This window comes from Marinobacter sp. (assembly GCF_048259445.1).
Taxonomy (GTDB): domain Bacteria; phylum Pseudomonadota; class Gammaproteobacteria; order Pseudomonadales; family Oleiphilaceae; genus Marinobacter.
The window spans coordinates 110,871-133,380 of record NZ_JBLXHQ010000004.1; the positions used below are offsets into that span (position 1 = coordinate 110,871).

At 53.8% G+C, this 22,510-nt stretch carries 17 protein-coding genes; 4 read left to right on the top strand and 13 right to left on the bottom strand.

What is annotated here, in order from left to right; translation table 11 throughout:
- Nucleotides 1-10: 10 nt before the first annotated feature.
- Genes ACN0RL_RS04545 through ACN0RL_RS04560 form a run of 4 tightly spaced genes read right to left on the bottom strand, consistent with a single transcriptional unit; the run spans nt 11 to nt 4,585 of the window.
- A complete protein-coding gene (locus tag ACN0RL_RS04545) occupies nt 11-508 on the bottom strand; it encodes a TlpA disulfide reductase family protein (RefSeq protein ID WP_417514152.1) in 498 nt (165 codons plus the stop codon).
- 17 nt (nt 509-525) lie between these two features.
- Nucleotides 526-1,185, bottom strand: a complete 660-nt coding sequence (locus tag ACN0RL_RS04550) for an outer membrane beta-barrel domain-containing protein (protein WP_417514154.1) — start codon at nt 1,183-1,185, stop codon at nt 526-528.
- Nucleotides 1,155-1,904 (bottom strand): SH3 domain-containing protein, encoded by a 750-nt coding sequence (locus ACN0RL_RS04555; protein ID WP_417514156.1) that lies wholly within the window; start codon nt 1,902-1,904, stop codon nt 1,155-1,157. The genes ACN0RL_RS04550 and ACN0RL_RS04555 overlap by 31 nt, the downstream gene beginning before the upstream one ends.
- A gap of 20 nt (nt 1,905-1,924) precedes the next feature.
- The gene (locus tag ACN0RL_RS04560; protein ID WP_417514158.1) at nt 1,925-4,585 is read right to left on the bottom strand and encodes a hypothetical protein; all 2,661 of its coding nucleotides are present in this window, start codon (nt 4,583-4,585) and stop codon (nt 1,925-1,927) included.
- Between the two features lie 225 nt (nt 4,586-4,810).
- On the opposite strand from ACN0RL_RS04560, the gene ACN0RL_RS04565 reads away from it, so the two are divergent.
- From ACN0RL_RS04565 to ACN0RL_RS04575, 3 genes are read left to right on the top strand one after another with little or no spacing between them, the layout of a single operon-like run.
- Nucleotides 4,811-6,040, top strand: coding sequence for a hypothetical protein (locus ACN0RL_RS04565; RefSeq protein WP_417514160.1), 1,230 nt, complete (start codon nt 4,811-4,813; stop codon nt 6,038-6,040).
- Nucleotides 6,041-6,047: 7 nt separating this feature from the next.
- On the top strand, nt 6,048-8,558 hold the full coding sequence (locus ACN0RL_RS04570) for a LamG-like jellyroll fold domain-containing protein (RefSeq protein WP_417514162.1): 2,511 nt from the start codon (nt 6,048-6,050) through the stop codon (nt 8,556-8,558).
- Between the two features lie 12 nt (nt 8,559-8,570).
- Nucleotides 8,571-10,145: a hypothetical protein gene (locus ACN0RL_RS04575; RefSeq protein ID WP_417514164.1), complete on the top strand. Its 1,575-nt coding sequence runs from the start codon at nt 8,571-8,573 to the stop codon at nt 10,143-10,145.
- A gap of 36 nt (nt 10,146-10,181) precedes the next feature.
- On the opposite strand, the gene ACN0RL_RS04580 is transcribed toward ACN0RL_RS04575, so the two are convergent.
- Nucleotides 10,182-11,072, bottom strand: a complete 891-nt coding sequence (locus ACN0RL_RS04580) for an FAD:protein FMN transferase (RefSeq protein ID WP_417514166.1) — start codon at nt 11,070-11,072, stop codon at nt 10,182-10,184.
- A gap of 134 nt (nt 11,073-11,206) precedes the next feature.
- On the bottom strand, nt 11,207-11,737 hold the full coding sequence (locus ACN0RL_RS04585) for a methylated-DNA--[protein]-cysteine S-methyltransferase (RefSeq protein ID WP_417514168.1): 531 nt from the start codon (nt 11,735-11,737) through the stop codon (nt 11,207-11,209).
- A 243-nt stretch (nt 11,738-11,980) separates the two neighbouring features.
- Between ACN0RL_RS04585 and ACN0RL_RS04590 the strand changes: the two genes are divergently transcribed.
- On the top strand, nt 11,981-13,231 hold the full coding sequence (locus ACN0RL_RS04590) for a substrate-binding protein (RefSeq protein ID WP_417514170.1): 1,251 nt from the start codon (nt 11,981-11,983) through the stop codon (nt 13,229-13,231).
- Between the two features lie 26 nt (nt 13,232-13,257).
- Here ACN0RL_RS04590 and ACN0RL_RS04595 read toward each other — a convergent pair whose 3' ends face one another.
- From ACN0RL_RS04595 to ACN0RL_RS04625, 7 genes are all read right to left on the bottom strand, one after another.
- A complete protein-coding gene (locus tag ACN0RL_RS04595; RefSeq protein WP_417514172.1) occupies nt 13,258-14,928 on the bottom strand; it encodes an NADP-dependent glyceraldehyde-3-phosphate dehydrogenase in 1,671 nt (556 codons plus the stop codon).
- An 11-nt stretch (nt 14,929-14,939) separates the two neighbouring features.
- Nucleotides 14,940-15,746, bottom strand: coding sequence for a triose-phosphate isomerase (gene tpiA / locus ACN0RL_RS04600; RefSeq protein WP_417514174.1), 807 nt, complete (start codon nt 15,744-15,746; stop codon nt 14,940-14,942).
- A 26-nt stretch (nt 15,747-15,772) separates the two neighbouring features.
- On the bottom strand, nt 15,773-17,074 hold the full coding sequence (gene eno / locus ACN0RL_RS04605; RefSeq protein ID WP_417514176.1) for a phosphopyruvate hydratase: 1,302 nt from the start codon (nt 17,072-17,074) through the stop codon (nt 15,773-15,775).
- A 160-nt stretch (nt 17,075-17,234) separates the two neighbouring features.
- The gene (locus ACN0RL_RS04610) at nt 17,235-19,241 is read right to left on the bottom strand and encodes a methyl-accepting chemotaxis protein (RefSeq protein WP_417514178.1); all 2,007 of its coding nucleotides are present in this window, start codon (nt 19,239-19,241) and stop codon (nt 17,235-17,237) included.
- A gap of 201 nt (nt 19,242-19,442) precedes the next feature.
- Complete coding sequence (locus tag ACN0RL_RS04615; protein ID WP_417514180.1) at nt 19,443-21,191, bottom strand: ABC transporter substrate-binding protein; 1,749 nt, start codon at nt 21,189-21,191, stop codon at nt 19,443-19,445.
- A gap of 215 nt (nt 21,192-21,406) precedes the next feature.
- Nucleotides 21,407-21,682 (bottom strand): DUF2160 domain-containing protein, encoded by a 276-nt coding sequence (locus ACN0RL_RS04620; RefSeq protein ID WP_417514182.1) that lies wholly within the window; start codon nt 21,680-21,682, stop codon nt 21,407-21,409.
- 11 nt (nt 21,683-21,693) lie between these two features.
- Nucleotides 21,694-22,500, bottom strand: a complete 807-nt coding sequence (locus ACN0RL_RS04625) for a carbohydrate ABC transporter permease (protein WP_417514184.1) — start codon at nt 22,498-22,500, stop codon at nt 21,694-21,696.
- Nucleotides 22,501-22,510 lie beyond the last annotated feature (10 nt).

Sequence of the window (22,510 nt, forward strand, 5' to 3'; positions counted from 1 at the left end):
CGCACTGATATCACTCTCGCACCAGTTCTCTGATCTGAGCTTCATACTCGACTTCATAGCCGGGCTTGTAGCCATAGTGAATGTAGCGGGCGTTACCATCGCGATCGATCATCACGGTTGTTGGCATGGCCGGCACTTCGTAAAGCTCGCTTACCGAACTTTCCGGGTCGTACAGAATCGGATAATTCACCGGCACCTTGTCCAGAAAACGCAGAGCCTCGTCGCGGTTCTCGTCGACATTCACCGCAAGAATCGTGAAACCAAGATCCTGATAGCGACTGTAGATATCGTCCATCAAGGGCATTTCCTGCCGGCAGGGGCCGCACCAGGACGCCCAGAAATTCAGCATGATCACTTCACCACGATGATCTTCAAGCCGGATGTTGTCTCCGGCGCGGCTTTCAAGAGTGAAATCCGGAGCCGGAACATTGATAGCGTCTGCTTGTACCGTGACTGCTGCGCCCGAAAGGGCAAGTGCCAATGCGATGGCTGTAACCGGGTTGTTCATTTCAAAGGCTCCTGTACTCAGAAAAAGACCGACAATCCGGAACTGATTTCGGTATTTATGGACGTCTTCTCGGGACCCACTACATCAATGCGGTAATAGTGCTGGCGCACACCCAGATGAATCGCAACGCTGTCTGTCAGCAGAATCTGATAGCCAGCACCGACATTCACGGTGAAACGCGTATCACCAGCAAAGTCCGTGGAACCAGCACCTGCAATCAGATAGAAGTTGGTATTGAAGGCGTAGTTTTCGGTAAGAAATGCCTCACCAGGCAACACGTTATAACCGAGGTTGATGTTGTAATAGCTGTAGTCGCGCTCGCTGTCAGTCAATACCTGAACGTTGCCAGCCAGATTCTCGAAACTGGTTTGACCGCCCTCTGCAAAGCCTATTCCGGCCTCGAAGAAAAACGATTCGCTCAGGTGATAGGTGAGCTTGCCGCCGTAAACCATTGATGATTCAAAATCTTCGATATTGAGCACGCCCACGAAAGCTCCGATCTCGAAGTTCTCGGTATCGATCAGCGCCTCATCAACTGGTACCGGCTTTACATCCGGCTCGATCAAAGGCCGATCGTCCCGCTCAGTTTCTTCAGCTGCTAACACCTGAGGCGCAAACGCTATGACTTGTGTCAGGCAGAGCCCGGTCAGAAAAAGATACTTAGTCCGATTTTCCATTCTGTCGCTTCTTCGTTGGTTGATCGGCTGGTAAAGACTTTGTAGTCCTTGAACTCGGCCCGGATAAAATAACGGTCGGTGATATAAACACGCACGCCCACGCCCGCGTGGCCAATAGGGTTATCACGCTCTTCTGGCTGAGCAAGTGTCGCTTTCGGATCCACCCATATATGGCCCACGCCAAGGGTGAAGAACGGCGAAACCCGCCATTGGGGAAACGGTTGGTGCACAATATTCGCATTCACCATGAGTATTTCCGAGGCGCTGCCCAGCACCTGCGAACCCCAGAGTTCTGCTGCCAGGTTGGGGGTAAACCAGTAACCTCCGTAGCCAGAGGTTACCGGAGCACCTTCAAATTCCCCCATCATGATTCCGGCTTCGATAGTGCGCTCACTGAACGCCTCGAGATTCGGTACGTTGAGATCAACAAACTCCCCCGTAGCATCCCGGGTTTGTGCAATAGCAGCCACAGCCACCCAACCTTCGCGACCTTTCTCATCCCGCACTTTCATCCATCCGGTCTTGCGCTGCAGAAGCGTCAGCCATTCGCCTTTTTCGCTGCTGTGAAAAACCGGATACCCCACCGCCGGGCCGGTACGCCAGACAACATAAGCCTCGACAACCTGAACCATGGGATCGGCTTCATCCTCACCCCACAACCAACCCGCCCAGGCAGTCACAGGTAAACAGAGCATCAGTATCAGAATGGCAATGGGCATGGTTCTGGTATCGGTCCTGATCAGTCTTCCGGTGCGGCGAAGGGGTTGTTGTAGTATTGGGCGCCTATATCGAGCCACTCAGATATCAGGCGGAGTTCAGCCGCGGACAGGAAATCTTCATGTGCTCCGCCCGGGCCAAATACATTCCGGAACCGGGTACTGGCCAAGGCGCCGTTAACAGACATACTTTCTCTGACCGCAACCGGCGCAAGAATGGGCGTTGGCAGGCCAGTTACTTCATCCAGTATCGGGTCTCCATTTTCATCCCTGAGGACATCACCCGTATCAATCATTGTGTCCACCAACACACCACCCGGAGTGAGCTCCTGCTCGTTATCCGGAAACAGCAGCTCTCGATAAGCCTTGAAATGCAATGGTTCGGCGTCTGAAGGGCCGTCCGTGAGATCCAGTTGTGCCTCTGCAATAAATGGCGCTCCGGCCGCATCGCTGTTGGTATGGCAGCCAGTGCAAGTATAATCATCAATCACTTCCTCCTGACCGGCGACCATACCCAGAATTTCGCGATTCAAGCCCCAGAGCGGATGAATGTGCGATTCATAGTTGATAACCGTGCGACAGTTGGCGGCCCAGTCGTTTTCGCACACACCGGAAATCGGCTTCGGTGTGTCCAGTTCTTCGTAGGTCAGAGACAGGTCCGCAACGCTGTTAGCAAAATCGACCCATTCATCTGCAAAATAAACCGGATCGGGCGACGGCTCGCGGATACCCTTTATACGGGCATAGACTTCAGCCATCGTCTCGCCCATATCAGCGAACAGTGTTGTATCTGTGTTTGGAAAAGGTATACCGTTTGTGCTTGCGCCCGCCCAGACCGCTGCAGGACTCGCGTCCGGCCGGCCATGGGGAACCATTGAGTTCGGCTCATGGCAACCCTGGCACTCCAGGGTTTCACCGGGCTGAACCGTCAACCAGTTCTGATGACGAGCGCTGGTTCTGCGCCCTTGAGAGTCCACTACACTGACCGCAAAGGCCACGTTTGCCGGCACAGCCACTTTAACCGAACCGTCGGGCTCCACGGGCACGTAACCCAGTATTTCCCGCATCAGTTGCGCCCGGCTGCGACCAAAAGCGCTGTTATCAAAATCCCGCACGTTCTCACCGGGCATGGACACAGGCTTCTCCAGACGTAAAAATCTCGCCGGGCGATCAGCTGCAGAGGTTATTGAGGGATCCGCAGTTGCTGCGATACCGTTCGGCGCGGCATCTACACCGTCGATGTCATAAACACTACGAATATGTAGAATACCGTAGCCCCTGTCCGCCAACTGCGCGGCCTCTCCAGTAGTCTGGGCTTCGGGAATAAAGCCTTCTAGCGGGCGCTCGCGCATCAGCAGAGCCCCATCAAACTGCTCACCCTCTGAAGGCTCTACCACAGGCCTTTGGGTGCCACTTGCTACGTCCAGGAGCCAAAGACCGTAAACCGGGGGCGCGGGAACATAGTCGGCAGAAACCAGACGCTCTTCCGTGCAATTAACAATCCGGCTTGATGAAACCTCTGTGAGCCTGCACGGCGTCCAGCTCACAAGGTATCGGCCAGTGCCGTCCATCAGGGGTGATATAGACCCATAACGGCCTTGCAGTGAAAGCTCACCGTCAAGCGTAATACCTGAGATCAACGGCCTCTGACCCGTTCCCTCGCTGCCATCAATGCGTAATCCTGCTTCGACATAGTTATCAACATCTACCAGGGCCGGGGCCGAAGCATAGTCGTCGCTTTCAAAAGGGCGCAGCTGCACTAACAGATCGCCGGAATCGGTCGTGCGTGACTTCAGATACTGAACGTTGCGCGCGCCCTCCACGGAGTTGTGGGAATTGCGTCCGAAGAGATACGTGAGACCGGTTCCGTCGGGATTGACCTTGTATAGGTTAACGCCATTATTACGGGTCTGACCCGCATTGTCCCACCGGCTGAATACGATGGCTCCTGCGTCAGTAACCAGGGGATCAAGGTCGTGACTCTGGTTAAACGTAATCTGCAGGATGTTATCGCCATCCTCATCCATGGTGTGGAGCACGAATGCAGGGACATCCCTGTTTTCGTCAAGACCTGCATACTGGCCTTTGCCTTCGTCCAGCAAAATCGCTTTGGACGTACGCTGACGGGTGGATGAAAACACAATCCTGCCATCGGGGAGATAAGCTGGCGCAACATCCTGCCCAGCTTTAGCCGTTACATCCGACGTAATGATTCTGCGCAACAGGTCTGCGGCGCGGTCGTATTCCCAGATATTCCAGGTGGGCTGGTCTTCCTCATCGGCGTCTTCGATTTCAGGTGCGCGCATGGCGAACAGAAGGCGATTACCATCGTGAGAAACGTGCAGATCTTTTACGTCGTAACGCAGCCGACCGTCATCATCCAGAAACTCCGACCCGGAAAATGCCCGGGACGAGACATCGATCGCGCTTGCGTCAATTGATGCGCTGGATTTCAAAAACAGGCGAGCTCCGGGGCGAAAACCCGAAGGGTCCGCCAGGTTATCTTCAATCAGGGCCCCGCTGTTCTCATCAAACAACAAAGGCCGCTTCACGTAGGCAACCGGATTCTCAACCACAACTGGATCGGCCTGTTGACTGTCGGTACTGGACAAACAGCCCGAGAGTGCAACTGCCATACCGAGGCAGAGCAGCGATCTGATGAACTCGTTAGGGTTATAAGGCACGCGCCCTGACTCCAATGTAAAGACTGCAAAATTGCACTACGGCACAGAAATTCATGACATAAATTAAGTCGGTGCCTTCCTTCAGCTCTACGGGTTTTACGTAAGTAAATGTAATTACGTGGCGCACCCCACAAATTCCATGTTAATTGCAAGTATAAACTATTAACAATTGTCAAATTGGCCTATTGTGCCAAAGCCAAAAACAAAGCCATCGAGGATAGCGACATGAAAGCCCCACAAAGAATGCGCCCTGGCGCATTCAAGGCATGCAGTATGTCACTCCTGATTCTGTTAACCGCTACGCACGCTGCCACTGCGAGCGCGGGAGCGCGAGAGCAGGCCAAACGGATTCATGACAGGATTGCGGGTGTGCCGCCGTCTGCTTCTGTCCTCGACACAATGGAAGGCCATATAACTGACGGAAACGCTATCAGGGCCGCGGAGCTCGCGATGGATGATCCAGCCTTCTACGATGCGACCCTCAAGAATTTTGCAGCGCCATGGACCAATGAGGCGATGACGCCGTTTGTACCACTCAACGATTACAGCGCAACCGTGATCGGAATGGTAAGAGACGGCGAAGATTTTCGGAAAATCCTGTACGACGATGTGCTTTATGTCGGCAACTCCGGGCTCGGGCTGCCAGCATACTCGACTTCCAACAACAACCATTACGAAGAGCTGGAAGAAAGCGGTGCGCCCCTTAAAGACAGCCTTCGACCGGTAACCCAATCTTCAGTTAACGGACTACCGGCCAGTGCCACCGCTGGCGTAATCACTTCCCGCGCAGCTGCACGGGCGTTTTTCAGCGCCGGAACCAATCGTGCGATGTTCCGCTTTACCTTGATCAACCACATGTGCAGCGATCTTGAGCAGGTTGCTGACGTTTCCCTGCCCCCAGACCGGATTCGCCAGGATGTCTCGCGCAGCCCCGGCGGCGACAGCCGGGTGTTTCTGAACAACTGTGTGGGCTGCCATACCGGCATGGACCCTATGACTCAGGCCTTTGCCTATTACGATTATGAGTACAACCCGGACAGCGATCCGGATGGTGCGCTTGGAAGACTCGTATACAACACCGTGAATGACCCGGAAACCGGCTCGCTCGTTCAAGGCAAGTATCTCATCAACTCCACCACATTCGAACCGGGCTATGTAACGCCGGATGATAGCTGGGATAACTACTGGCGGCAGGGCGTAAACCGGCGACTTGGGTGGGATGGAAACCTGCCGGGCTCCGGAAACGGTGCCAAGAGTTTGGGTAGAGAGTGGGCTCACTCAGAAGCTTTTGCCGAATGCCAGGTGAAAAAAGTGTTCAGGAATGTGTGTCTTCGGCAGCCTTCCGACAGTGATGATCATAACCAGGTCAAAGCGATGGTAACCAGCTTCAAGAATACAGGTTTCGACCTGAAGCAGGTATTCGCCGAGTCTGCCGTCTACTGTGCCGGGGAGTAAGAGCGCGATGACAACAATAATTCTTCAGCTACAAAACTGTATGCGTTCAGCAACGACTATCGCTACGCTGGTGCTGGCCACAACTCTGCTCAGCGCATGCGGCGGTGAATCCACGGAGGCATTGCCAAATACAGCGTCGAACACCGGCGCAGTGAACTATGCCGGGCCCGCGCCAGCGAGCGAAGACGTGCAGAACTTCAAACTCAGCGTCTGGGACAACCTCGTTCAGGACAATCGTTGCGGATCCTGCCACGGAACAGGAGGCCAGTCGCCCACATTCGTTGACAGCCAGAACGTCAATACAGCCTACAGCCAGGCCAATACGATCGTAAATCTGGGCGACCCCTCCCAATCGCTTATGGTTACCAAGGTTGCAGGCGGCCACAACTGCTGGACAACGAGCGATTCAGTCTGCGCAGACATCCTTACCACCTACATTTCGAACTGGGCTGGTGGTTCATCAAACTCGGCCAAGACCATAGAGCTTCGTGCGCCTACCATAAAGGACCCGGGAAATACGGTACCTTTCCCCTCTGGCACCGATGATTTCGAGAGGCTCGTATACACACCGGTACTGAAGAAATACTGTAGTGATTGCCACGGTGACAGCGGCCAGACACCCTATATTGCCAGCGGCAATATCGGAACGGCCTACGAGCAGTCCAAGAGCCGGATGAACCTTACTACGCCGGCAAACTCACGCTTCGTAGAAAGGCTGAGATTTGACGCTCATAACTGCTGGACGACCGACTGCGAAAGCTCCGCCGCTGAAATGGAAACAGCGATTCTGGATCTCGCCTTACTTCAGACACTCCAGCCGGTCGACCCGGATCTGGTCACCAGCAAAGCGCTGGTCCTGGACAGCGATGGCCTTTTGGCCAATTCCGGCGGGCGCTTTGAAGACAACATCATCGCGCTTTACGAATTCAAGGCCGGCGAAGGCCAGACCGCATTCGATACGAGCGGCGTATCCCCTGCTCTGAATCTCACGCTCAGTGGAAACGTAGACTGGGTTGGCGGCTGGGGCATAGACATGCGGCCAGCGGTGCAGACGGAACAGGGAGGTATGGTACCGGCGGGGAAAGCTCAGGCCTCAACTGCTGACAGCCGCAAGCTGCATACACTACTGACAGGGTCCGGAGAGTATGCGATCGAAGCCTGGGTAGCTCCTGGCAATATCACTCAGGAAGACGCGCGAATTGTTACCTATTCCGGCTCGTCCACCACGAGAAATATGACATTAAGCCAGTCTCTGCAGCGCTATGAAGTGTTGCATCGCAGCACCACCAGCGATGAAAACACGCCGTTCGCGACGCAAGATGGCGACAAGCTTTTGCAGGCCACGCTGCAACACGTTGTTGTCAATTACTCCCCGGGTGCAGGACGGCAGATTTTTGTAAACGGACAATACTCCGGCGATATGGACCCGGATGATGCCGGCCTGCTGTCTGAATGGGACAACAGTTTTGCGCTGGTTCTTGGCAACGAAACCGACGGCAACTCGGCCTGGCAGGGCGCCATCCGCATGGTCGCCATTCATAACCGGGCACTGACCCCGGAACAGGTACAGGCTAACTTTGAAGTCGGTGTTGGCCAGAAGTTTTTCCTCCTGTTCAGCGTATCTGAACTGGTTGGTCTTAATGAAAGCTATATTGTGTTCGAAGTCAGCCAGTTCGACAGCTTCAGTTATAGCTTCAACAGCCCGTTCTTTATTAGCCTTGATGAAACCGTCGAGCCCTCGAACATCCCGCTTCAGGGCATGCGTTTAGGTATCAACGGCAAAGAGGCCACCGTGGGCCAGGCCTGGGCAAATCTTGACGTAGTTCTGAACAGCACGGACTACGAGCCTGGCACAGGCCAGTCATTATCCCGGCTGGGCACGATCATCGCACTGGAAAACGGTCCCGAAACCGACGAATTCTTCCTCACGTTTGACAAACTGGGCGGCACCACCTATTCACGCTCAGAGCCAGCTATTCCAAGTATCGCAACACCCCCGGACCTGCCTCCTTCGTCGGAAATTGGCCTGAAGACTTTTGACGAGATCAACGAGTCTATGGCCCGCATGACCGGCGTTGCGAAAACTCAGCCGGCTGTCTTGAACACCTTCAACACAGTCAAACAACAGTTACCAACGATTGAAAATATCAGCGGCTTTTTGTCATCCCACCAGATGGCTGTCACCCAGATGGCGATTCAGTATTGCGATGTTCTCATCGAGAATGGCCAGGCGAGAGCCGATTTTTTCCCGGGCTTTGATTTCACAGCAACTCCCGCTGCGGCCTTTGATCACAGCGGAAAAAGCCTGATTACCGGACCACTGTTAGCGCGGTTCGTTGGTGAAAATCTGTCTACCCAACCTGCCGCACTGGATATTCAGGGGGAGCTTGGCAGCCTGATAGACGAGCTGGCCAAATGTGGCGGCGATGGTTCCAACTGCCCGGCAGACCGCACCGAAACAATTGTTAAAGCAAGCTGTGCCGCTGTTCTTGGCAGCGCCACCACCCTGGTTCAGTAGAGGACAACGCTCATGTTTATTCGCAAATCCCGTAAACGGCCCCTGGCCAATGGCGAGCCCCTCTTCCACGATGATCACTCGCGGCCGCGCTCCCGCAGAGAGTTCATTGCACAGGGCATGATGGCAGGCACCGCAACCGTTTTTGGCGCATCGCTGTTCAGCCTGTTTGCCAACCCCAGAATGGCTGCAGCTGCGCTCTCCCCGGATCTGGAAAGCCTCAAGGCCCAGTGTGGTATCGCGGTTCAAGGCGCGGGCAAGATTCCATTTATCTGTTTCGATCTGGCAGGCGGCGCGAACATTGCCGGCTCCAATGTGCTGATGGGCAAGTCCGGCGGCCAGATGGACTTTCTGAGTACCGCCGGCTACAGCAAACTGGGTTTGCCCGGTGACATGCTGCCAAACGATCCTTCTTTCGTGAATGAAGATCTGGGGCTGGCGTTTCACTCTGACAGCGCGTTTCTTCGCGGTATTCAACAGAGCACCAGCGCCGGCACCCGCGCAGCAACTAACGGCGCGATCATCGCGGCCCGTTCAGAGAACGATACGGGCAACAACCCGCACAATCCCATGTACGGCATTCACAAAGCGGGCGCAGACGGCTCTCTACTCTCTCTGGTTGGCTCGCAAAGCACAGACTCCGGAGGAAACTCTCTGGCACCTATGAACCTGATCGACCCTCAGGTACGACCCACCAAGATTGATCGGCCATCCGATGTAACCGGTCTGGTGGATGTTGGGGACCTGATTGGCATTCTTGACCAGAAAGATGCGGTGGCGGTTATGGAATCCATCCAGCGCATCAGTGACAAGAAAATGGACAAGGTGAACACTCAGATCACCACAGACGAAGCCGTGAAGGAGCTGGTTCGCTGCGGCTACATCAAGAGCGCTGACCTTGCTGATCGCTTTGGCAACCCGGCCGATCTGGATCCGGAACTGGATCTTGAGATAGTTGGCCCCACGGGTATATTTACCAGGGACGAATTCAACGGTAACCGTGAGTTCCGCAAAACCGCATCTGTCATGAAACTGGTGCTGAACGGCTACGCGGGTGCCGGCACAGTAACCATGGGAGGCTACGACTATCATACGGGTGAGCGTGCAACCGGCGAGCGGCGGGATGAGCTTGCAGGCCGATGCATGGGCGCTTGCCTCGAATACGCAGCAAAGGTAGGAATGCCACTGATGCTTTATGTTTTCAGTGACGGCTCGGTATCAAGTAATGGCCGCCTGGATGACTCTCAGGATGGACGGGGTAAAGGCGAGTGGACGGGCGATAACCAACAAACGGCCGCTTCCTTTTTCCTGGTTTACAATCCGAACGGGCGACCGGTCGCCACCCGTAACCAGATCGGTTTCATGCGTGCAGATGCCTCGGTGGAAACCGCTTCCAGCCCGGCTGCAAATAATGTAAACCAGCTGGTACAAACGGTTTTGCTAAACTATATGGCGCTTCACGGTGAACAGGGTGACTTTGCCTCAAAGTTTCTCGGCCATGGCCTCGGCAATCCCGACAGTCAGGATCGATTGATCGCTTTTGAAAATGTGGTCAATGGTACCATTCCACCAAAACCGACTACCCCCTAGGGCAGGATCCCGATGAACTGGCTCCCGGTATCAGCGTCACGATTCCGGGGGCGCCAAACCCTCGGAAAAATGCATGATCCGCTGATCATCGATGATAATCGCATCGATGCCCGGCAACCCTTCAATCATTTCAAGTCCCTTTTCCGGTCCGAGAACAAAAACCGCGGTAGAAAGCCCGTCCGTTGTCAGCGCATCGTTTCCGATAATCGTAACACTCTGAACACCGCGCACCGATTTCCCGGTACCCGGCGACAGGATGTGATGAACACGTTCGCCCTGGTCATTGATAAAGAAACGCTCGTAATCACCGGAAGTGGAAATAGCAACATTCGCTAACGGCAGCACAACCGCATTACGTTCTTCGGAGCGTGGGTCGCGAACACCCACAAGCCAGGGGCTTCCTCGCTTGTCACCTAAAAGCCGCAGGTCACCGCCGGCACTCAGCCGGGCATGATAAACACCCGCCCGCACAAGGCGTTCAATGCCAAGATCAACGGCGAAGCCTTTGGCAATGCCTCCCAGGTCAACCAGCAGGCCTTGCTGACGATAGAATACGGTGCGCTCCGCTGCATCCAGAATAATATCCTGATAATTGATATGGCCAAGCCTTGAACGGATATCTTCCTCGGAGGGCTGTTGGCGCTCGCGGTAATCGTAAAGGAAGCCAACGGATCCGAAGCTGATATCGAAAGCGCCATCGCTGAGTTCAGCCACCTCGCCCGCTTTTTTAAGGACCTCGAAAAGCTCCGGGCTTACTTTGACCGGGGCGTCTGCGGCAAGGCGGTTAAGTTCAGAGAGTTCGGAGTCGTCCCGGTATCGGCTCATGTTCCGGTCTACCTGATGGAACACTGCAAGAACATCCTCCGCAATAGCATCGGCAGCGCTCCGGTCACTGAACCAGAATTCCAGCTCCACGGGTGTTGTCATCGCGGTATCCGTGTACCTGTGCCACTGTGCCTGAACCGCAGACGGTAACACAGCTAATATCAATACCCACGCGAGGCGTCTAAAACCGGTTGAAAAACAACCCGTCAGGACGTTTATAGATGTGATTTTCACCATCAGCGCTCAGACAACCCCTGCTCGTGACTCAGTAACGCCTGCTTGCGCTTGATACCCCAGCGATATCCGGAAAGGCTGCCATCACCACGAAGTACCCGATGACAAGGCACAACCACAGCAAGGGAATTAGCGGCACATGCTCCCGCTATTGCCCTTGAGGCGGTGGGTATCCCCATACGTTGAGCAATCTCACCATAGCTTGTCGAACTTCCCGACGGAATCTCCTGCAGCGCACGCCAGACTCTACACTGGAACTCTGTGCCGCGGAGGTCAAGTTGCACAGCAAGCGGCCGGCGGCTGTCAACCAGATAGTTCATGACACCGGCAAACCAATCCGCCCTGGAATTATTTGCATGCTCGAGAGTGGCATTCGGGAAACGACGAGCCAGTTCCGTTACCAGTTCGTCACGCGACCCACCCGGCAATACGGCGCAAACACCGCTCTGCGTGCTCGCGACCAGAATTTCACCGAGATAACAGTGGCCTGTCTGCCAAGTGATCGTTTCAGCCTGTGCATTACAACCCGCCATGAAAGGCTCCTGTGCCTGGGTTCCTCTGTTTCCCGGTCGTTCTGGGTATGCATTCGCAGTATGACTCATGTCAGCGAGGGTGCAAACGTACAATACTTTACGCAAATTGCCACTTTAGTCTGATTGCCGGATTCGACACAGGCAAAGAAACTAACCCTCTTGCCGATCAATAAACAATCAATAATATTCAGAGTACCCATCCGAGTGCCAATCACTTGGCCGTGCCCTGCCACTGGAGACTTCATGAAACCCGTAAGCGCACTCTTTACCGCCTGTCTGCTGCTGCTTGCCGCAAGCACAGTTGCGGCAGAAACACTCAAAATAGGCCTGAACTATCCGCAGACAGGCCGCTACAAAGATCAGGGTCTACAACAGAGGCTGGGTGCTTTTCTGGCAGTTGATGAAATCAACAAGGCAGGCGGTGTTCTGGGGCAGCCGCTGGAACTGGTTATACGGAACACCCGGGGGGATCCCTCAAAAGGCGCAGAGAATACAGCTGAACTGATTGATCAGGAAGGCGCTCAAATGGTTTTCGGTGGCGTATCCAGCTCCGTAGCCATAGCTTCAGGTAAAGCTGCCCGCGAGCGCAACAAACTTTACTTCGGCACCCTCACCTACTCCAATGCCACAACAGGAAGCGAGGCGCACAGCCATATGTTCCGGGAACCCTACAATGCGTGGATGACCGCCAAGGTTCTCAGCCAGTATCTGAAGCGCAATCACGCTGATGAAGATTATTTTTACATCACTGCAGACTACACCTGGGGTTGGTCGGTTGAAGAATCTGTGCGCAAATTTTCCAACACCGAAGACACAAAACGACACCCCGGTGTAAAAACACCCTTTCCCCGTGCCCTGGTGAGCGACTTCCAGAGTGCCCTGGAACAGGCTGACGCCAGCGGTGCCAAAGTGTTGATGATGGTACTGTTTGGTGATGACATGGTTCGTGCTCTCAACACAGCATACGAAATGGGCCTGACCCAAAAGATGCAGGTTGTTGTTCCCAACCTGACGCTGGGCATGGCCCGGCAGGTTGGCCCAACCATTATGGAAGGTATCGTCGGTGGTAGCCCCTGGGTATGGAATGTGCCCTATGAGCTGAACTATCCGCGCGGAAAGGAGTTTGTTGAAGCCTTCTCACAACGCTATGAAATGCGGCCATCCACTGCTGCAGCCTCCGCTTACAGTATTGTGTATCAATACAAAAGTGCAGTGGAGCGCGCCGGAACCACCAATACCCGGGCGCTGATTCGCGCTCTCGAGGGGCACAGATACTCCTTTCTGAAAGATGAACAGTACTGGCGTGATTTTGACCACCAGAATATCCAGTCCGTTTACGTGGTCAAAATCAAACCGCGGGAAACCATCATGGCAGACCAGTACGGCTCGGATTACTTCAGCATCATCGATTCAATGTCTGGCGATACTGCAGCCCAGACCCGTGAAGAGTGGGAAGCCCGCCGCAGAGAGGCGGGCAAGCCTCTGAGTTTGTGAGCCTGCCCGCTCTTGCAATGCAATGATCAGAACAGATAGTCCGTTGTGAGAGTGCGCGAGTGGCGACCGCGCACAATACCGGTTACGAGATCCCGGTTCCGCTCACTGGATTTGGTCGCTACCGTTGTTCGAATTGAAAACACCCTCAAGGCGTCAGAAACCGAGAGGGTTCCTTCGGCAGAATCCTTCCGCCCGTTGAACGGCAAAGTGTCTGGTCCTCGCTGACACTGGCCATTCAGATTGATCCGCCCTACCTGATTCGCCAGAACATCAATGAGGCCGCCCATAATCTCCGGGTCGGTGCCAAAAATACTGAGCTGTTGGCCAAACTCGGAATCCCTTACGTGGCGGATAACCTCCGACTCATCACTAAACGCTACCACAGGAATAACCGGCCCGAACTGTTCTTCACTGTAGATGCGCATGTCTGTGGTTACCGGGTAAAGCACCGCAGGATGGAAATAGGTACCATTTGCCTGCCCTCCGCCTTCGTTGACTATGGCAGCACCCTTCGCCTCCGCGTCCTTCACCAACTCACGGAGGTAGGTTACTTTGCCCGGCTCCGGCAAAGGCGTCAGTGCTACGCTCTTGTCCCAGGGCATTCCGGCAACCAGATCGTTTACAGCTGCCGAAAACCGCGATACGAACTCTTCGGCCAGGGATTCGTGCACCAGCAGCAGTTTCAGTGCAGTGCAGCGCTGTCCATTAAAGGAAAGTGCCCCTGCGACGCACTCATTCACGGCAAGATCCAGATCGGCATCCTGCAACACAATGGCAGGGTTGTTGGCATCGAGCCCAAGTACCGCTTTAAGCCGATGAGGCTTCGGGTGCATCTGTTTCAGCGCAGAGGCGCCTTTATGGGTGCCAATAAACGCAAACATATCGACGTGACCACTTTTCATCAGCGGACCTACGGTATCTCGGCCACGTCCAAAAATTACGTTGATAACTCCAGGCGGAAAGGACTTCTGAAACGCTTCCAGCAATGGGCCTATCAGAAGTACACCGTACTTGGCGGGTTTGAACACCACGGTATTCCCCATAATCAAAGCGGGGATAAGCGTGGTGAAGGTTTCATTCAACGGGTAGTTATAGGGTCCCATGCAAAGCGCCACGCCAACGGGCAACCTGCGGGTCTGGGCAACAACCCCACCAACCGTTTCGAATCGCGACGAACGCCGGTCGAGCACCTTGAGTTCATGGATAGTATCGCTGATGTAGTCGGCGGTTCTGTCAAATTCTTTGCAGGCATCAGTATAGGTTTTGCCAATTTCCCACATCAACAGCTCAACAACGGCCTCGCGGTGGCTACGCATTTCCGTCAGAAACCGCTCTACGTGTTCAATACGCCGGGCCACTGAGAGGCTGGGCCATTCGCCGCTGCCCTGACCATAGGCAGTTACTGCCGCGTCCAGAGCCTGAAGGGCAGCATGCCCATCCATCATCGGTGTTCTGCCAATGACTAACGGCCGCGGCTCAGAACCATCTTCTGCCTTAATACAAACGGGGCTACGTACCTCAGCAAAGGGTCCTTGCCATTCCCTAAGCTCTCCTGCGATCAATGTATGACTAATTGATAGACCGCCATCACGCCTGAACTTCTCCGGAATGCTTTTCTCGTCCGGGAAAAAATCCGGTCTGGCCCAGCTTTGCGTTTGCTCGTTACTGTCTGATCTCGCCGTTTTTGTTGATTGCATGACTGTCTCCGTCAGTTGGTTTCGCATTCGTCTGTCAATAACCCGGAGGCCTCGGCCAGAGCTCCGGCTATGGCTCCAAAATCTTCCGAATGCAGAGAGGCACCGCCTATCAGGCCACCATCAACATCAGCCAGGCCAAAGAGATCAAAAGCGTTTTCGGGCTTTACGCTACCGCCATAAATGATTCGTAAAGCATCACTGATATCCTGCGAAGCTTCCGACGCGTTACGGCCGACAAAGCTCCTGATATCCTGATGAACCATTGAAACTTGCTCAGGAGTGGCTGTTCTCCCTGTGCCAATTGCCCACACAGGCTCGTAAGCAACAACACCTTTTGCCAGCGACGACAGGCCTACCTCGTCAATCACAGCCTGTATCTGGTTTGCCACCACTGTGGATGTCTGGTCGGCTTCCCGTTCCTCCAGCGATTCGCCAACACAAAGCACGGGAGTCAGCCCCACGCTCATCACCGCCCGGAATCTGGCAGCGACGTCCTGGTTTGTTTCACCGTATAGCGTTCTTCGTTCAGAGTGGCCAACAAGCACATAGCGACACCCCATTTCCTGAAGCATGGTGGCGCTGACCTCGCCGGTGTAGGCTCCGGATACGAAAGCGGAGGCATTCTGTGCGCCAAGCGCAATACCCGTATAGCCGAGCAGGTCCCGCACCTGGAAGAGATACGGAAGCGGCGGACACACAGCCAGATCCATGGATTTACGGAACATGCGAAGTCGCGGCAGCAGCCTTACCATCAATGCCTGATTGGCCTGAAGGCTGCCGTTCATCTTCCAGTTTCCAATCAATACCGGTTTTCTCATGATCTTTCTCCTGAAAAGAGTGTTGATCAGCTATCCAGCGCGCAACGAATGGCACCCACGCCGGGATAGAACGCATGGGCTCCAAGATCCTGTTCAATCCAAAGCAGCCGGTTGTATTTGGCAACCCGGTCTGAGCGGCACAGTGACCCGGTTTTGATCTGCCCTGCCCGGGTAGCCACCGCCAGATCTGAAATAAACGTATCTTCGGTCTCGCCACTACGGTGGGATATCACAGCGGTATAACCCGCATCCTGGGCCATACCGATGGCGTCCAGCGTCTCCGTCAAGGTGCCGATCTGATTGAATTTGATGAGTACAGAATTGGCTATACCTTTGCTGATGCCTTCGCCAATCAACGCGGTGTTTGTGACGAAAAGATCATCACCCACCAGCTGCACCCGCTCACCAAGCTTCTCAGTCAAGAGCTTCCAGCCTTGCCAGTCGTTCTCATCCATTCCATCCTCGATGGAGGCAATGGGGTAATGCATGGCCAGCGATAAAAGATAATCTGCGAATTCTTCGGAACTGAATTTCTTTCCTGCTCCTTTGAGGTCGTAACAGCCGTCGGAGTAGAATTCGGAAGCGGCACAATCAAGCGCCAGAACAATATCGGATCCCGGGCGATAGCCCGCTTTTTCCACTGCCTCCAGAATCAGGTCGAGAGCCTCTTCACTGGAGCGCAGGTTCGGTGCGAAGCCACCTTCATCACCCACAGAGGTAGAGAGGCCCTTTTGCTTCAGCAGGGATTTGAGTGAGTGAAAGGTTTCAACGCCCATTCTCAGCGCCTCGCTGTAGCTTGGGGCGCCAACTGGCTGAATCATGAACTCCTGGATGTCTACGTTATTGTCGGCATGGGCTCCGCCATTAATGATGTTCATCATGGGCACCGGCAGAACACTTGGCCCGTCACAGCCATAAAGCTCAGCCAGGTAACGGTACAGAGGCTGTTGCCTGTAGTCCGCTGCTGCATTGGCCAGGCCCAGAGATACCGCGAGAATCGCGTTGGCACCAAGTGCCGATTTGTTGGGAGTACCATCCAACTCACACATGAACCGATCGATCGCGAGTTGATCAGATACCACCCGACCCTCCAAAGCCGGTGCAATACGATCATTGATGCCTTTAACGGCTTCAAGCACGCCCTTACCGTTGTATCTTGAAGGATCACCATCACGTTTCTCCAACGCCTCACGGGACCCCGTTGAAGCACCGGACGGAACACGGCCTTGTCCGACCACGCCATTACGCAGCACTACATCTACTTCCACTGTAGGAAAACCACGAGAGTCCAGAATTTCCCGGGCGATGACTGCTTTGATCTGTTCCATACCGTCGTTCCTGTTAACTATTTTTGTTTGCGAATACATCTTTTTTTACGAACACAAAATCTATAATAATGTTTGAAAACGAACATAATCAAGCAAAAAAGAACAGAAAGAAAGACGATTTTTCTATAAGGAAACACGAAAACGCCAACCTTCGATCTGTCTAACTAACTCGAAAACGCCCCGCCAGAGTTTCAATATCAGCCACCGATGCCTCCAGCCGTTCACAGGTCGTCACTAACCCATCAATCTGATCCAGACTTTCCGTAGCGGAACAGCTTATGTCGTTAACTTGCCGCGTAACCGACTGGCTTACGCCTTCCTGTTCATCCATACCGTGACGGATCTGGTCCGCTCCGCGATGTATATGTGCCATGGCGTTACGGATTTTTTCGGCACCCTCGGATACACCCTCAATGAGTGTTCTGACCGCACCCAGCTCAGAGAAGCTGGCGTTCATTGAGCTTACGGATTCTGAAGCCTCGGATTGAAGACGCTCCACCAGAGAGCGTATGGTATCCGTGCTTTCTGTGGTTTTTCGGGCAAGGCTTCGAACCTCATCGGCAACCACGGCAAACCCGCGACCAGCCTCTCCTGCCCGCGCAGATTCAATGGCCGCATTGAGTGCCAGCAAGTTTGTCTGGTTAGCGATACCGTCTATCGTTGCAGTAATCCGTTCGATATCAAGTGACGCCTTTTCAAGCTGCAAAAGCTTGCCCGCCGTATGCTCAGCCTGAGTTTCCAGGCCGGCAACACAGCGGCTTCCCCTCTCGGCTGCCTCAAGATTTCCCGCAACCTGAAGATTGATCTGACCTACAAGATCATGAGTTTCACGCACCGAGCCGGCAACTTCTCTTGAGGAGGCCTCCATCTCGGTCATTGCAGCTGCAATAGCTCCGAGCTCGTCTGATTGCCCACGGATTCGTTCATTGAAGTCTCTTGCAAACCGGGCATTGCCGGATGCAATGACCGCAATATCAGCACCAGCCTGCTGCAAGCTCCCGAGGACCGTTGCCATGGCGTCCGCCAATTGGTTAACGGATGCTTTGAGGTCGACAAACTCGCCCCTGGCGTTAAATTCGAGACGACGTGAATAGTCCCCTTTCGCCATGGCAGCCAGATGCGCAAGCGTGGCTTTAAGCGGTCGACTGATCATTCCGGCAAGCCACAAGGAAGTGGCCAGCGCAAAAAGGATCACCAATGGAAGCAGCCAATAAACAAGCTGCTCTGAATACCGCGCCAGCTCATCCAGTGAAGAAACTGTCGCTGTGGCATGATCTGAAACCTCCCTCCTCATCTCATCCAGATTGGAAGCAAGAATATTCAGGTCACGTTCAATTGAACTTGCGGCTTCTTCAAGCCGGAGTTGATCCTGCCGATACATCAGATACTGGCTGATAATTCCGTCGCTCTGGTTAACCGCTGCCAAAAATGTCTGTATCAGTGGCGGCAAAGCCTCGAGCCTTGGAACTTCTGCAACCAGTGCATTGATGTCCTGCTCAATGGTCTGAGTGTTGAACCTGAGATTTTCAACGATATCTCCGAGTCTACGAGCATCTTCGGTACTGACCATCTGCATAATCAACAGTTCGATATTCGCCAGGTTCTCCATGACCGTGGTAAAAAGATCACGAATATAAATATCATCTCCTGCCGGTTCCGTACCTTCTCTGACAAGGAGACGTTTGATTTCTGCGTTGTTGGCCAGAAACGCTGACAGGCCCTCATTGACTACCTCGGATACCTCAAGTACCGACAACTTGAATTCACCAAGCTTTACCGCTGATGACCCAAGGTTTTTCACTCGCTCAATAACAGGTTGACTACCGGAATAGACGGCTGGAAATGTCTCTGGGTTATGAAACGACGAAACCGTCGCTGCGCCTCTACTCATATCTTCAACAGTCGCATTCAGAGCGGAAAGTCTTATGGTGAGCAGCTCCGGATCAGTGGCGGAAAGCAATGACAGCATCTGCTTTCCCGCCTCTGAACGGTTGGCCTCCAGCTCCTGAATCAATGCACCAAGGGGGAAATAATCCGATGTGAGTTTATCGGTCGTCCCGGAAAAAGAGGACATGATATGGATATTGAAAGCTCCCCAGCTGGCGATGATCAGACAAAGGAACCCGAAGCCGGCATACAGCCGGTGAATGATCGAAATTCTGTGCATGTTTGATACCTTCACCGCTTGCCCGGAACATAACGGGAGAAACAGCAGAAAAAGGGCCGGCAGGGCTTACCCCGGGAGGGGCTACCTTGAAATGCTTTAAATGTGGGGAAAGATAAGCAACCGGCCAAACCCACCGTGACAACGGTGCTTTGCCTGCCGCAACATCAGGGTCCCATTGCGGCAGGCATTGCGCTTCAGAAATCAGCTCTCGCGAGCGTCTTCCCAGGTTTTCAGCAGTTCCTTATAAGGTACAGTTTTACCCTGCACTTTTTCATTTGCCAGTTTGGGCTTGGGTGCGCCAGGCTGATCGAACCAGTACTGCGGATCGCGGGGCTCGTTCAGCTTTGGACCACAGGTAGCCAGAACATTGGCTCTTTCAAGCCGTTCCATAACGCGGTCCTGAGCCTTGGCCAGACCATCAAGAGCTTCCTGCGCTGTCGCTTCGCCGCTGGCAGCCTGAGCAACATACTGCCACCAGAGCTGCGCCAGTTTCGGATAATCCGGTACGTTGGTGCCAGTAGGTGACCACTGAACCCGCGCCGGGCTGCGGTAGAACTCGACAAGACCACCCAGTTTTGGTGCCATTTCCGACATCGCATCCGAGTTGATATCGGATTCGCGAATTGGAGTCAGACCCGCAATGGTTTTTTCCAAAGACACGGTTTTAGCAACGGTAAACTGAGCGTACAACCAGGCCGCGAGGCGGCGCTTCTCGGGAGTCGAGTCCAGGAACGTCCAGGAACCTACATCCTGATAACCCAGCTTCATGCCTTCTTCCCAGTAAGGTCCACGTGGGGAAGGCGCCATACGCCATTTCGGAGTCCCGTCTTCGTTAACTACCGGCAGACCCTCTTCGATCATGCTGGCCGTAAAGGCTGTGTACCAGAAAATCTGCTGAGCAACATTGCCCTGAGCAGGCACGGGGCCAGATTCCGAAAAAGTCATTCCCGTCGCTTCGGGCGGGGCGTACTTTTGCATCCAGTCGACATACTTCTCAGTCGCGTAAACAGCTGCCGGGCCGTTCGTAGCACCACCGCGTGATACGTCTGAACCTACAGGGCGGCAGTCCTCAACGCGAATACCCCACTCGTCAACTGGCAAGCCATTCGGCAGTCCCTTGTCGCCGGCACCCGCCATAGAGAACCATGCGTCAGTAAAACGCCATCCGAGAGACGGATCCTTCTTGCCGTAATCCATGTGGCCGTATACTTTCTTGCCATCGATCTCCTTGACGTGAACCGAGAAGAACTCCGCGATGTCCTCATAGGCTGACCAATTCACTGGAACACCGAGATCATACCCGTACAGCTCCTTGAACTGCTTCTTCAGATCCTCACGCTCAAACCAGTCCGCACGGAACCAGTAAAGGTTGGCAAATTGCTGAGTAGGCAGCTGGTAAAGCTTGCCATCGGGCCCGGTGGTAAAATCAAGCCCGATAAAATCTTCAAGATCGAGGGTCGGCAACGTAAGATCTTTGCCGGGACCATTCATTATGTCTTCAACGGCCACCACTTTGCCGTAGCGGAAATGCGTGCCGATGAGGTCGGAATCGTTCACGTAACCGTCGTAGATGTTGCGGCCAGACTGCATCTGGGTCTGCAACTTCTCGATAACGTCGCCTTCCTGGATCAGGGTATGGGTGAGCTTGATACCGGTAATTTCAGAGAATGCCTTGGCCAACACGCTGGATTCGTACTCGTGAGTGGCAATCGTCTCAGATACAACATTGATTTCCATACCCCGGAACTGCTCCGCGGCTTTGGTAAACCAGGCCATCTCTTCCATTTGCTGTTCTTTGGTAAGGGTAGACTTTTTGAAAGAGTCGTTTACCCACTTCTCAGCTGCGTCCGAGTACTGATCAGCACTGGCATGCATGCTCAGCCCCATACTGACAGCGCCGATTGCGGCGCTCAGTAGCAGGGTCTTCGGATATTTGTTGTTTTTGAACATATCCAACCTCATTTGCTTTGTTATGAATGAAGCGAAGTAAAACCGCGCTTCGTTTGGGCTTGTTACAGCACTTGAACCATGAAACGTGTCTGCTTGAGAAACACCAATGATCGTTTTCGATCATTAAAAAGAAAATAGTTCGTTTTCGAATTCTTTACAACCTTTTCGTTTAATTTTCTCAGAAGTATTTTTATACAGCCAATCACCCTGATCGTTCAGCCCCAGCGCAGCAAGACCAAGAGCCAAATCACCGAGACCGTCAGCGCCACCCATAGCGTAATGTCGCTGACGGCAAGGAACGTCAGGTGAATGTACGCTGCAGACAGCAAACCGATGAACAAACGGTCTCCGCGCGTCGTCTCGATCGGCAGAAAGCCTTTGCGCTCGCTACAAGGGGAAACAATTTCGTAAACGGTCATTACCGCAAGTATCATTGCAATAACCGCAAAGAAAACAACAACAGTAGGTGTCCAGTTCATCCAGGCAATCATGGGAATCCTCCTTATACTCGTCCGAGAGCGAAGCCTTTGGCTACGTGGTTGCGAACGAACCAGATAACCAGCAGTCCGGGGATAATTGTCAGTACACCGGCCGCAGCCAGAACGCCCCAATCAATGCCACTGGCGCCGATCGTCCGGGTCATGATCGCCCCGATAGGCTGAGCATCCACCGAGGTGAGGGTTCTCGCCAGCAGCAGTTCGACCCAGGAGAACATGAAGGCGAAGAATGCTGTCACGCCAATACCCGAACGGATCATCGGCAGAAACACTTTCACAAAAAATCTGGGAAAGCTGTATCCATCAATGTAGGCCATCTCGTCGTACTCACGGGGAACGCCCTTCATGAAGCCCTCAAGAATCCAGACCGCCAGTGGCACGTTGAAAAGGCAGTGGGCCAGCGCGACGGCAATGTGGGTGTCAAAAAGACCAATTGACGAGTACAGCTGAAAGAACGGCAGCAGGAAGACCGCAGGCGGCGCCATCCGGTTGCTCAGCAGCCAGAAGAACAGATGCTTGTCACCGAGGAACTTGTATCGGCTGAACGCATAGGCTGCAGGCAGCGCCACCAACAAGGTTATAACGACGTTTATCGATACGTACGCCATTGAATTGAGGTAGCCGTTATACCAACTGGGATCCGTAAAAATCACCGCATAGTTATCCAGCGTAAAATTCTGTGGCCACAGCGTGAGGCCACCAAGAATTTCCTGACTGGTTTTGAACGACATGTTCAGCAGCCAGTACACAGGAGTCAGAAGCAGCAGGATAAAAACGGTTATCCCGATATTCTTGGAACGTGTCTGTCTCATCACACTCTCC